Source organism: Rhodococcus sp. NKCM2511, from assembly GCF_014905595.1.
GTDB classification, from domain to species: domain Bacteria; phylum Actinomycetota; class Actinomycetes; order Mycobacteriales; family Mycobacteriaceae; genus Rhodococcoides; species Rhodococcoides fascians.
Genome location: NZ_BNHJ02000001.1, coordinates 408703 through 420829 on the forward strand (window position 1 = coordinate 408703; position 12127 = coordinate 420829).

The window sequence follows — 12127 nt, forward strand, 5'->3', positions numbered from 1 at the left end:
CAGTTCGATCACGGCTCGGCGCGCCTCCATCGCAGGGCAACGTGACGCGTCTAACGTCCGGTGACGTGACCGAGCACCGATCTGACGCCGAACCTGCGCCTTTCCGCGCCGCCATCGACGCGATGCATCGGGCGCAGGTACACCCGGCAATCGAAATCGGTCCGATTCGGCCGCCGCAGAGACTCGCTCCGTACAGCTATGCGATCGGTGCCGAGGTCAAGCACGCCGACTCCGAGCAGATCGACGAACAGAGCGACGGCGACGCGTTCGGCCGTCTGATCCTGTTGTACGACCCCGACGGTGCCGAGGCCTGGAACGGCACTCACCGCCTGGTCGCGTACATCCAGGCCGACGTGGACGAGTCCCTCGCCGACGATCCGCTGCTCCCCGAGGTCGGCTGGAGTTGGCTGGTCGACGCCCTCGAATCGCGATCGGAACCGTTGAACGCGCTCGGTGGCACGGTCACCTCGACCAGCTCGGTACGGTACGGCGACATCGCCGGCCCGCCGAAGGCTCACCAACTCGAACTTCGCGCGTCCTGGACGGCGACGTCCGAGGATCTCTCGACCCACGTCGAGGCGTTCTGCGAGGTGCTCGCCTACGCCGCGGGCCTGCCGCCCGCGGGCATCACCACCCTCGGTCAGCGCAGTTCCAGTCGGACATAGCAGTTCCAGTCGTACATAGTTGCCGGTCCGTTCGGCCCCAGGGCCTAGAGTCACATCTCATGTCAGCCGAGAGTTCCCCGGACGCCGCGTCGGATGTAGAAGCGGACGAGCCTGTCGCCGTTCCGTTGTTGGCCCCCGCTGACGGGGTTCCCGACGTCGTCGACACCGTCGATGCCGTTCGCGCAGCCGCAGAGGCACTCGCCGCAGGCCACGGGCCCCTCGCTGTCGACGCCGAGCGCGCGTCCGGCTTCCGCTACTCCCAACGTGCGTACCTCGTGCAGTTCCGCCGCCGGGGCGCGGGCACCGTGTTGCTCGACCCCATTCCCGTCACCGACGACCTCGCGCCACTGGCGGAGGTCATCAACCCGCTCGAATGGGTATTGCACTCCGCGGACCAGGACCTGCCCGGTCTCGCCGAACTGGGGCTCGTCCCCGCCACGCTGTACGACACCGAACTCGCCGGCCGCTTGGCAGGATTCGACCGCGTCGGCCTCGGTGCGATAGTCGAGCGAACCCTCGGCCTGGCCCTGCAGAAGGGGCACGGCGCGGCCGACTGGTCCACCCGTCCCCTCCCCGACACCTGGCTCAACTACGCCGCCCTCGACGTCGAAGTTCTGCTCGAGCTTCGCGACGAAATGGCCGCGGAGCTCGAACGACAAGGCAAAACGGACTGGGCGGCACAGGAATTCGCCCACATCCTCGCCCTCGGTCCGCCCAAACCGAAAACCGACAGATGGCGTCGGACATCGGGAATCCATGCGATCAAGTCACCACGAACGTTGGCTGCCGTCCGCGAATTGTGGACCACCCGAGACGAATTGGCGGCCAAGCGCGACGTCGCGCCCAGCCGGGTCCTGCCCGACTCGGCGATCGTCGCCGCGGCGACGGCCGATCCGAAGTCCTCACGCGAACTCGAACAGCTACCGGTCTTCGGCGGCCCCCGTCAGCGTCGGTCCTCTCGGTTGTGGGCCTCGGCCCTGACCCGAGCACGGGCGCTGCCCACCGCGGAGTTGCCGTCGATGGCGGCATCGTTCGACGGGCCGCCCCCGGTCAACCGATGGGCCCGCCGCGATCCGGACGCAGCGTCCCGACTGGCCGATGTGCGAGCGGCGATGACCGAGCTGAGTGAATCGGTGTCGGTACCGGTCGAGAACCTGCTGATGCCGGATCTACTTCGGCGACTCGTATGGGATTGGCAGACTCCCGACGACGACGGCGTCGACCCAGGAGAGATGATCGACGCTCGGTTGACCGAGGGTGGGGCTCGGCCGTGGCAACGCTCGCTGGTGGTGCCGGTTCTGACGAAGGCACTGCACCCTTCCCAAGTTACCGACGGGTAATACCCGCTACAGTGGGTGGCGCGTCCGGGCACCCGGACGAGTCGTCCGCATCTGTCGGGAGGATCGAAAAGCGTGTCTGTACCCCCGTCCACCAGCTCACAGAGGAATGTTGTCTTCGTCGACGGCATCCGTACCCCGTTCGGCAAAGCAGGCCCCAAGGGCATGTACGCCGACACTCGCGCAGACGACCTCGTCGTCAAAGCGATACGCGAGCTTCTCCGCAAGAACCCCAATCTTCCTCCCGAGCGCATCGACGAGGTCGCGATCGCTGCGACCACACAGACCGGCGATCAGGGCCTGACAATCGGCCGGACCTCCGCTCTCCTGGCCGGGCTCCCCCGCAGCGTCCCGGGGTTTGCGATCGACCGCATGTGCGCAGGTGCGATGACTTCGGTGACCACCACCGGATCGGGAATCGGATTCGGCCAGTACGACGTCGTCATCGCCGGTGGCGTCGAGCACATGGGCCGCCACCCGATGGGTGAGGGTGTCGACCCCAACCCGCGCTTCCTCGCCGACAAGCTCGTCGATCCCAGTGCACTGGTGATGGGCAACACCGCCGAGAACCTGCACGACCGGTTCCCGAGCATCACCAAGGACCGCACCGACGCCTACGCCGTCGCGAGCCAGAACAAGTACGACGCGGCCAAGAAAGCCGGCTACATCGCCGACACTCTCGTTCCGGTCGCCACCAAATCCGCCGCAGGATGGGGCCTGGCCACCGAGGACGAGCCACCTCGCCCCGGCACCACCGTCGACGATCTCGCCAAGCTCAAGACGCCGTTCCGGCCCGCGGGTCGCGTCACCGCAGGCAATGCCGCGGGACTCAACGACGGCGCCACCGCGGCGATCCTCGCCGGTGAGGACACCGCGCACGAGCTCGGCCTGAACATCGGGATGCGGATGGTCGGCTTCAGCTTCGCCGGCGTCGACCCCGCCGTCATGGGCATCGGCCCGGTTCCCGCAACCGAAAAGTTGCTCGGCCGAACCGGATTGAGCATCGACGACATCGGCCTGTTCGAGATCAACGAGGCCTTCGCCATCCAGGTTCTCGCCTTCCTCGAGCACTACGGCATCGCCGACGACGACCCCCGCGTCAACCAGTGGGGCGGCGCCATCGCGTGTGGCCACCCGCTCGCTTCCTCGGGCGTCCGCCTGATGACGCAGCTCAGTCGTCAGTTCGCCCAGCAACCCGACGTCCGCTACGGCCTGACGACCATGTGCATCGGTCTCGGCATGGGCGGCACCGTCATCTGGGAGAACCCCAACCACGCTGACTACTCAGGAGCCAAGGCATGAGTGACATCACGACGGCGTTCGAGGACGAGGTAGTCACGAACGCGTTCACCAAGATCGTGTCCGTACCGGGGCTCGACGGCTCCATCGCCCTCGTGACCCTCGACAACGGCTTCGATCACACCAAGCCGTCGACCTTCGGTCCCGGCGGACTCGCCAAGTTCGACGCCGCACTGGACGAGGCATTCGCAGCGAACCCGATGGCCATCGCCGTCACCGGCAAGCCGTTCATCTTCGCCGTCGGTGCCGACCTCAACGGTGTGCCGAACATCAAGACCAAGGACGAGGCGCTGCAGATCGGGCAGCTCGGCCACAAGGTGTTCCGTCGCCTGCGCGAGAGCACGATTCCGACGTTTGCCTTCATCAACGGTGCCGCACTCGGCGGTGGACTCGAAGTAGGACTGCACTCGCACTACCGGACCGTCGCGGAGAACGCCGCCGCGCTCGGCCTGCCCGAGGCCTTCCTCGGCCTGGTCCCGGGATGGGGCGGAACTCAGTTGCTGCCCAACATCATCGGAGCCTCGAACGCGGTCACCGTCGTCGTCGAGAACGCACTGAACCAGAACCGCGTCCTCAAGCCGCAGCAGGCACTCGACCTCGGCATCGCCGACGCCCTCTTCGGCGGAGCCGACTTCCTCGAGCAGTCCCTCGCGTGGGCCGCTCAGGTCATCAAGGGCGAGATCACCCCTGCTCGTCCCGAGATCGACCGCGGGCAGGCCTGGGACGACGCCATCGCCCGTGCCAGGGGCATCGTGGCCGGCAAGACCGGCAATTTCGCACCGGGACCGGTCGCTGCCGTCGACCTGCTCGAGCTGGCCAAGAACACCGACATCACCGATTCCGCGTCTCTCGACAAGGCCTTCGCGGCCGAGGACGACGCGCTGTCGACGCTGTTGGTCAAGGACGAGTTGCGTGCCGGTTTGTACGCCTTCGACTTGGTTCAGAAGCGCGCGAAGCGTCCCGCCGGTGCGCCCGACAAGTCGCTCGCCCGCAAGATCTCCGGTGTCGGCATCGTCGGTGCCGGTCTGATGGCCAGCCAGCTCGCGTTGCTGTTCGTGCGCCAGCTGAAGGTGCCGGTGATTCTCACCGACATCGATCAGGAGCGCATCGACAAGGGCGTCGGCTACGTTCACAGCGAGATCGACAAGCTGCTCGGCAAGAAGCGCCTGTCCCCCGACGCCGCAAATCGCTTGAAGGCGTTGGTGTCCGGATCGATCGACAAGTCCGCATTCGCGAACACCGACTTCGTTATCGAGGCAGTCTTCGAGAACCTCGACGTGAAGAAGAAGGTGTTCGCCGAGGTCGAGGAATTCGTCTCTGCCGAAACGATTCTCGCGACCAACACGTCTTCGCTGTCGATCACGAAGATGGCGGCCGATCTGAAACACCCCGAGCGGGTCGTCGGTTTCCACTTCTTCAACCCCGTGGCCGTACTTCCGCTGCTCGAGGTCGTCAAGGGCGAGAAGACCGACGACGCCACTCTCGCAACGGCATTCGCGACGGCCAAGACCCTCAAGAAGTCGGCCGTGCTGTCGGCGGATCTCCCCGGATTCGTCTTCAACCGTCTCGTCACGCGCGCGTCGAACGAGATCATCAGCGCCATCGACGAGGGCACCCCGTTCGATGTGGCCGACGGCGCGGTGGGCGAACTCGGCATGCCGATGAGCCCGCTGACGTTGCTGGCACTCGTCGGACCGGCAGTCGCTCTGCACACCGCGGAAACGCTGGCCGAGGCGTACCCGGAGCGATTCAAGGACTCCGCCGGATTCCGTGCGCTCGTCGAGGCGAAGAAGCCGGGCGTGTGGACTTACGGACCCGAGGGCCAGGTCGTCGACCCCGAGGTGGCCGCACTGTGGCCGCAGGGTGATTCACCGTCGACGGCCGAACAGGTTCTCGAGCGAACCCGTAACGCCTTCGCGGACGAGATCAAGATCATGCTCGACGAAGGGGTCGTTGCCGCGGCCCAGGACATCGACCTGTGCCTGCTGCTGGGCGGAGGCTTCGGATTCTGGAACGGCGGTATCACTCCGTACCTGGATCGCAGCGGCGCGTCCGAGGCCGCGACCGGTCAGCGCTTCCTCGCGCCCGGTGTAGCCAGCGTCTAGCTCTACCCGCCGAGTTCGAGGTTATGCACGGATTTCTCCGGATTTTCGTCCATAACCTCGAACTCGGCTTTTTCGTGTCGGGATAAGGTCTGATCCGATGAACAGCGAACGCAGTCGGTTGATCGGCATCGCCTATCGAATGCTGGGTTCCTACAGCGACGCCGAGGACGCAGCATCGGAAGCGCTGCTCCGCTGGTACCGACTCACAGACGCCGAACGTGACGCCATCGACGTCCCCCGTGCGTGGCTCACCCGCGTCGTCGGCCGCATCTGTCTGGACCTGCTCGGATCCGCCCGCGTACGCCGGGAACACTATGTGGGGCAATGGCTTCCCGAACCCGTCCGAGCCCTTGCGACCGGCGACGACGGCACATCGGACCCGGCCGACCGCGTCGCCCTCCACGAGTCCGTCGGCCTGGCGTTGCTCGTCGTTCTGGACTCACTGAGCCCGGCAGAACGTGTCGCGTTCGTGCTGCACGATGCATTCGCGGTTCCATTCGACGACATCGCGAACGTTCTCGGTCGGACCCCCGCCGCCTGCCGCCAACTGGCTTCGGCCGCCCGGCGACGGGTGCACGACGATCGACGCGGCCCGAGCGCACCCAACACCCACGACCGCGTCGTCCGCGCTTTCGTGGCTGCCGCCGCCGGCGGAGATCTCGATGCGCTCGTCGCACTGCTCGCCCCCGACATCACCCTCGTCAGTGACGGCGGCGGACGAGTGTCGGCGGCCCGCAACCCGGTTCGCGGGGCCGATCGGGTCGCCCGCTTCGTTCGGGGTATCACCGTCAAGTCCACCGACCTCGACCGGTCGATCGAATCGGTCAACGGCCTGACCGGGATAGTCCTTCGCCGACACGGTGTGGTCACCGGTGTGATCGGTTTCCGCACCGATTCCGCCGTGGTCACCGACGTGTGGATCGTGCTCAACCCGGAGAAACTTCGACACTGGTCGTGACGGCCATACATTCTCGTGGGCTACGTCGTCAGTGCAGGTGAGGCCCGAACTCCTCGAGCCGATCGACTCCGAACAGGACAGGTGGACACACGATGAAGATCGCCGTAGCCGGTGGAACAGGAACCGTCGGAACGCATGTCGTCGACGTGGCGCGTGAGCGTGGGCACGAGGTCGTCGTGCTGTCGCGGTCGGCCGGTGTCGACCTCGTCGACGGGGCCGGCCTGTCCGACGCTCTGGCCGGCGTCGACGCTGTCGTCGATGTCGCGTCAACACAAACGGTCTCGGCGAAGGAATCGACGGCGTTCTTCTCCGCCGTCACCCGCAACCTGCTGGCGGCCGAGATCGAGGCTGGAGTCGCCCACCATGTGGCGCTGTCCATCGTGGGGATAGACAAAGCTCCGCACTCGTACTACGCCGGAAAAGTCGAGCAGGAGAACATGATTCGGTCCGGGTCGGTGCCGTGGACGATCCTGCGAGCCACTCAATTCCACGAATTCGCCGCTCAGATCCGTGCACGCGCGTCGTTCGGTCCGGTGAGCATCGTCCCGAAGATGGTCTCGCAACCGATCGCTGCCCGCGAGGTTGCCGAACGATTGATCGATCTGGCCGAGCGGTCCCCGGCAGGTCGGGTTGCCGACGTCGGTGGACCACGTGAAGAACGCATGGCCGAGATGGTGCGGCGCTACGCACGGGCCATCGGTGCTCGTGGCCTGGTGCTCGAGGTCCCGATTCCCGGCGCATACGGTCGCGCGATGCGAGACGGAACGCTGGTCACCACGACCGGTTCGGATCACGGTTTCCAGACCTTCGATCAGTGGTCGGCCACCCAGGCGCGATAGCTACCTGCCGCCGAACTCGAAGCTATGGACGACCTACGGCAGTTTTCCGTCCGCAACTTCGAGTTCGACAGCGCGATATCGGACATTTCACCGTTTCCGGTGAACCGATTACTGAACGCCGGGAATATCGAGGCGATTTCGCTCCCATTCCGTGTGTGCGAGGACGAAGATGGCGATGACCACCATGGACGCTGTTCACCCGAAAGCTGGTTCATGCCATGACGCAATCGACCGATCGGCACACCGCAAAGGTCATCGGAGTCACCATCGCCGCCGCTGTCGGCGGGTTTCTGTTCGGATTCGATTCGTCCGTCGTCAACGGTGCAGTCGACTCGATCCAGGAAAATTTCGCTCTGTCGTCGTTCGTCACGGGGTTCGCGGTCGCAATCGCGCTCCTCGGGTGCGCGGTCGGAGCCTGGTTCGCCGGCCGCCTGGCCGACAGTTGGGGCCGCAAGAAGGTAATGCTGCTCGGCTCTGCGCTGTTCACCATTTCCTCGGTGGGGTCCGGGTTCGCCTTCAGCGTCCCCGATCTGATGTTGTGGAGGGTCCTCGGCGGGCTGGGTATCGGAATTGCGTCGGTGATCGCGCCGGCGTATATCTCGGAAATAGCACCGGCTCGCTATCGCGGTGGATTGGCATCGCTGCAACAGTTGGCCATCACGGTCGGAATCTTTGCCGCGCTGCTCTCGGATGCGGTTCTTCAAAATGCGGCAGGCGGACCGTCGAACGATCTGTGGTTCGGCCTCGAAGCGTGGCGGTGGATGTTCCTGGTCGGCGTCGCGCCCGCATTGGTCTACGGATTTCTCGCGACACTCATTCCAGAATCACCTCGGTACCTGGTGGGTAAACACCTCGACGAGGAAGCTGCACGCATTCTGGGCGACATCACCGGCGAAGTGAACCCCGACGAACGCATCCGGGAAATTCGCCTGACTCTCCGGCGAGAATCCAAATCCTCGTTCGCCGATATCCGAGGACCCAAATTCGGTCTGCAGCCGATCGTGTGGGTCGGTATCACGATGGCGATTCTGCAGCAGTTCGTCGGGATCAACGCGATCTTCTACTACTCGACGACGCTGTGGAAATCGGTGGGCTTCAGCGAGAATCAATCGTTCGTCACGTCGGTGATCACGTCCGTCATCAATGTATCGATGACATTCGTCGCAATCTTGTTCGTCGATCGATTCGGTCGCCGAAATCTGTTGATGATCGGCTCGATCGGCATGTTCGTCGGTTTGGTCCTGGCCGCAGTCTCGTTCACGCAAGCCGTCGGAAGCGGCGACCAACTGGAATTGCCGTCGCCGTGGGGCCCGGTCGCGCTCGTCGGCGCAAATCTGTTCGTGGTCTTCTTCGCAGCAACATGGGGACCGATCATGTGGGTGATGCTCGGAGAGATGTTCCCCAATCGAATGCGTGCCGTGGCGTTGGGCATCAGTACCGCCGCGAACTGGATAGCGAATTTCGCCATCACATTGGCATTCCCGCCGTTGTCCGACACCATCGGACTCGGCTTCATCTACTCGTTCTTCGCACTGTTCGCTCTCCTTTCCTTCTTCTTCGTCAAATACAAGATCACCGAGACCAAGGGGATGGAACTCGAAGAGATGGGCGTCTGAATCGAGGTTGCCCGAACGACGGCGGGTCCGCGGTTCTCTCGACCGATAAGGCAGGGTGGGGGTGCACTCTGTCGGTCGATCTGCCGTCGAAAGTAGGACATGAAGCTTCGTATCGCATGCGCCGTGGGCACCGTCGTGGTGTTCGGACTGAGCCTGCGCCTGCTGTTCGGCAGTACGTCGGCACTCACCTCCGACATCGCCGAGTTCTACTCCGCGACCTCGACATCCATGGCGTTACTGACCACGGGTCCGGTGATCTGCCTCGGTGTATTCGCCGCCACCGCACGCCATTTCGTGCGCCGCGCCCAGGTCACGCACGTTCTCGTGGTGTGCCTGTTCCTGGTGGCCGTCGGCACAGCTGTACGCGCGGTGCCGTCGTGGCCGATCCTCGTGGTCGGCACTCTCGTCGCGGCGGCGGGTATCGCGGTGGCGAATGTGCTGGGTCCGGTTTTCGTCCGTCTGGTGGTGCGGGAGTGGAGCCTGTCGGAACGACCCAGGGGCAGGGAGTGGAGCCTGTCGGAACGACCCAGGGGCAGAGAGTGGAGCTCGACAGGTGAACCCGATGCGGCGGCGGGGCGACGACTGGGGTTGTTGACCGGGGTGTTGACCGCTGTGATCAGTGCCAGTGCGGGAGTGGCGTCGGGAGTGTCCGTTCCGTTGGCCGAGGCCTTCGATGGTGGTTGGCGGATTGTTCTGGGGCTGTGGTCGATTCCGGTCGTGTTGGCCGCCGGAAGTATGGCGGTCTTCGGGCGAACGCTGTCGCGCGGGCGGTCGGTTGCCGGGTCGGCGACAGTCCCCGACGACGCTCCTCGGAGTCGCACGGGGGTTCTGACATCGCCCGTGGCGTGGTCGTTGACGGCATTCATGGGTTTGCAGTCGTTGATGGCGTATTCGATGATCGCGTGGTTACCGACGATCTTCCGTGATCGCGGGGTAGACGCGCGTGATGCCGGTCTGCTGTTGACGGCATTGTCGGTCAGCAGCGTGCTGACTGCATTGACGGTTCCGAGCCTCGCGACAAGGTTGGGGAATCAGAGCGCGTTGGCGGTCGCCGTGACGCTACCGACGTGCGTGGGCCTGCTCGGGATAGTGTCGTCGGCCGATTCCTGGGCCCTGGTGTGGGCGGTACTGCTCGGTTTGGGCCAGGGCGGGCAGTTGTCGCTCGCGCTGACGCTGATGAACCTGCGGGCCTCGAACGCCCGTGATGCTGCGTCGCTCAGTTCCATGGCGCAGACGGTCGGATACGTGCTGGCTGCTGCCGGTCCGCTGGTGTGCGGGGCCGTTCATTCGGCGACGCAGCGGTGGGAACCGTCGATTGTGTTTCTTCTGTTGGTGACGATCCCCATGGCTGCAGCAGGTGCGGTGGCCGGCCGCCGCGTCGTGGTCGGAAGCGAGGCGGAGCCGGCCGACGCCGTCAGAGGCTCTTGACCCAATGCGAGACTTGCTGCACCACGGTTTCGCAGGTGAGTCCGAACTCGTGGTGCAGTTGCTCCCGAGATGCGTGGTCGAGGAACCGTTGCGGCACACCGAGATCGCGGCAGGGCACGTCGACACCGGCACCGCGCAGCGCGGCCGAGAGCGTCGAACCTATCCCGCCGTGCAGGCCGCTGTCCTCGACGGTGACGACCAACCGGTAGTCCTCGGCCATCTTGAGCAGCGACTGCGGGACCGGAAGCACCCAGCGTGGATCCACGACGGCAACCGAAATACCCTCTGCTTCGAGCTTTTTCGCGGCGTCGAGGGCGAGCGACCCGAACACCCCGACGGCAACGATCAGCACGTCGCCGGTGGCATCGGACGGCTCGGTCAGCACGTCGAGTATTCCGTCCAACCTGCGCACTGCAGGCACCGTTTCGGTGACCGCGCCCTTCGGGAAGCGAAGTGCCGTAGGGCCGTCCGAGGTGGCGATCGCCTCGGCCAGCTCCTCTCGAAGAGTGGCGGCGTCTCGGGGCGCTGCCACCTTCATGCCCGGAACGATGCCGAGTAGAGACATGTCCCACATTCCGTTGTGGGACGCGCCGTCGGCACCGGTGACTCCCGCGCGGTCCAACACGATCGTGACGGGAAGACCCAACAGGGCGACGTCCATCAGCAGTTGATCGAACGCGCGGTTGAGGAACGTGGAGTAGATGGCGACCACGGGATGCATGCCGCCGAGCGCAAGCCCGGCGGCCGACGTCATCGCATGCTGCTCGGCGATACCCACGTCGAACATTCGGTCCGGAAACCGCACCCCGAACGCCGCGAGCCCGGTGGGCGCGGCCATTGCGGCGGTGATGGCCACGACGTCCTCGTTCTGCTCGCCCTGCTCGATGAGCGCCGCCGAGAACACCGACGTCCAATCCGGAGCCGATTTGGATCGGGCGAGGCCGGTCGCAGGATCGATGACGCCGGTGGCGTGCATCTGGTCGGCCACGTCGTTCTCGGCATGGATGTAGCCCATGCCCTTGCGGGTCACCGCATGCACGATGACCGGGCCGCCGTACGCCTTGGCTCTGCGCAGTGCCGATTCCATGGCGTGCTGGTCGTGACCGTCCACCGGGCCCAGGTACTTGATGCCGAGATCGGTGAACATGACCTGCGGGCTGATGGCGTCCTTCACTCCGGCTTTCATGCCGTGCAGCATCGTGTAGGCGGCGCGGCCGACGACGGGGATCCGTCGTACGATCCGGCGGCCGTTGTCGAGAATCTTCTCGTATCCCGGCTGCAGTCGCAGAGCTGCCAGGTGATCGGCTAGCCCGCCGATGGTCGGGGCGTACGAACGGCCGTTGTCGTTGACGACGATCACCAGCGACCGGTCTCGGCCGGCTGCGATGTTGTTCAGCGCCTCCCAGCACATACCGCCGGTCAGCGCGCCGTCACCGACCACAGCCACGACATGCCGGTCGGTCTCCCCCTTGAGGGCGAACGCTTTGGCCAACCCGTCGGCATACGACAAGGATGCCGATGCGTGCGAGGACTCGACCCAGTCGTGTTCGCTCTCGACCCGAGACGGATAGCCGGACAGCCCGCCCTGCTTGCGGAGTGTGTCGAACATTCCGGCGCGTCCGGTGAGCATCTTGTGCACGTAGGCCTGGTGGCCCGTGTCGAAGATGACCGGATCACGCGGTGAGTCGAAGGTGCGGTGGATCGCCAGAGTCAGCTCCACCACTCCCAGATTGGGACCGAGGTGGCCCCCTGTTGCCGATACCTTCTCGACCAGGAAGGCGCGGATCTCGCGAGCCAGTTCGGCCAGCTCCGCACTATCGAGGTCGCGCAAGTCCTCGGGCGTCTGAATTCGCGCTAGGACACCCAACGAGATCGCTCCC

Annotated in this window: 9 protein-coding genes; 8 read left to right on the forward strand and 1 reads right to left on the reverse strand. The window is 65.2% G+C overall.

From position 1 onward, the window contains the following. Positions 1-65: 65 nt before the first annotated feature. The 8 genes from JLZ96_RS01710 (at position 66) to JLZ96_RS01745 (ending at position 10247) form a co-directional block, all read left to right on the forward strand. The gene (locus tag JLZ96_RS01710) at positions 66-665 is read left to right on the forward strand and encodes a DUF3000 domain-containing protein (RefSeq protein ID WP_027496917.1); all 600 of its coding nucleotides are present in this window, start codon (positions 66-68) and stop codon (positions 663-665) included. 59 nt (positions 666-724) lie between these two features. Beyond that, complete coding sequence (locus JLZ96_RS01715) at positions 725-2005, forward strand: ribonuclease D (protein ID WP_201009396.1); 1281 nt, start codon at positions 725-727, stop codon at positions 2003-2005. 72 nt (positions 2006-2077) lie between these two features. Next, positions 2078-3304 (forward strand): thiolase family protein, encoded by a 1227-nt coding sequence (locus tag JLZ96_RS01720; RefSeq protein ID WP_032365064.1) that lies wholly within the window; start codon positions 2078-2080, stop codon positions 3302-3304. Beyond that, positions 3301-5406, forward strand: coding sequence for a 3-hydroxyacyl-CoA dehydrogenase NAD-binding domain-containing protein (locus JLZ96_RS01725; protein WP_201009397.1), 2106 nt, complete (start codon positions 3301-3303; stop codon positions 5404-5406). Before JLZ96_RS01720 ends, JLZ96_RS01725 begins: the two co-directional genes overlap by 4 nt. Before the next feature lie 97 nt (positions 5407-5503). After that, complete coding sequence (gene sigJ / locus JLZ96_RS01730; RefSeq protein ID WP_201009398.1) at positions 5504-6364, forward strand: RNA polymerase sigma factor SigJ; 861 nt, start codon at positions 5504-5506, stop codon at positions 6362-6364. A gap of 92 nt (positions 6365-6456) precedes the next feature. Continuing rightward, positions 6457-7203 carry an SDR family oxidoreductase gene (locus tag JLZ96_RS01735; RefSeq protein ID WP_201009399.1) on the forward strand — a complete coding sequence of 249 codons (747 nt, stop codon included), beginning with the start codon at positions 6457-6459 and terminating at the stop codon, positions 7201-7203. A gap of 218 nt (positions 7204-7421) precedes the next feature. Next, positions 7422-8819 carry a sugar porter family MFS transporter gene (locus JLZ96_RS01740; RefSeq protein ID WP_032365061.1) on the forward strand — a complete coding sequence of 466 codons (1398 nt, stop codon included), beginning with the start codon at positions 7422-7424 and terminating at the stop codon, positions 8817-8819. A gap of 99 nt (positions 8820-8918) precedes the next feature. Beyond that, on the forward strand, positions 8919-10247 hold the full coding sequence (locus tag JLZ96_RS01745; RefSeq protein ID WP_201009400.1) for an MFS transporter: 1329 nt from the start codon (positions 8919-8921) through the stop codon (positions 10245-10247). Here the strand turns inward: JLZ96_RS01745 and dxs are convergent. After that, positions 10234-12114: a 1-deoxy-D-xylulose-5-phosphate synthase gene (gene dxs, locus JLZ96_RS01750; protein WP_082832200.1), complete on the reverse strand. Its 1881-nt coding sequence runs from the start codon at positions 12112-12114 to the stop codon at positions 10234-10236. The two genes, JLZ96_RS01745 and dxs, sit on opposite strands and share 14 nt — an antisense overlap. Positions 12115-12127: the final 13 nt, after the last annotated feature.

What these genes read in the sequence shown, in the direction of transcription:
- sigJ (WP_201009398.1), top strand. Translation starts at nt 5,504, where the DNA reads ATGAACAGCGAACGCAGTCGGTTGATCGGCATCGCCTATCGAATGCTG.
- JLZ96_RS01715 (WP_201009396.1), top strand. Translation starts at nt 725, where the DNA reads ATGTCAGCCGAGAGTTCCCCGGACGCCGCGTCGGATGTAGAAGCGGAC.
- JLZ96_RS01740 (WP_032365061.1), top strand. Translation starts at nt 7,422, where the DNA reads ATGACGCAATCGACCGATCGGCACACCGCAAAGGTCATCGGAGTCACC.
- JLZ96_RS01735 (WP_201009399.1), top strand. Translation starts at nt 6,457, where the DNA reads ATGAAGATCGCCGTAGCCGGTGGAACAGGAACCGTCGGAACGCATGTC.
- JLZ96_RS01725 (WP_201009397.1), top strand. Translation starts at nt 3,301, where the DNA reads ATGAGTGACATCACGACGGCGTTCGAGGACGAGGTAGTCACGAACGCG.
- JLZ96_RS01745 (WP_201009400.1), top strand. Translation starts at nt 8,919, where the DNA reads ATGAAGCTTCGTATCGCATGCGCCGTGGGCACCGTCGTGGTGTTCGGA.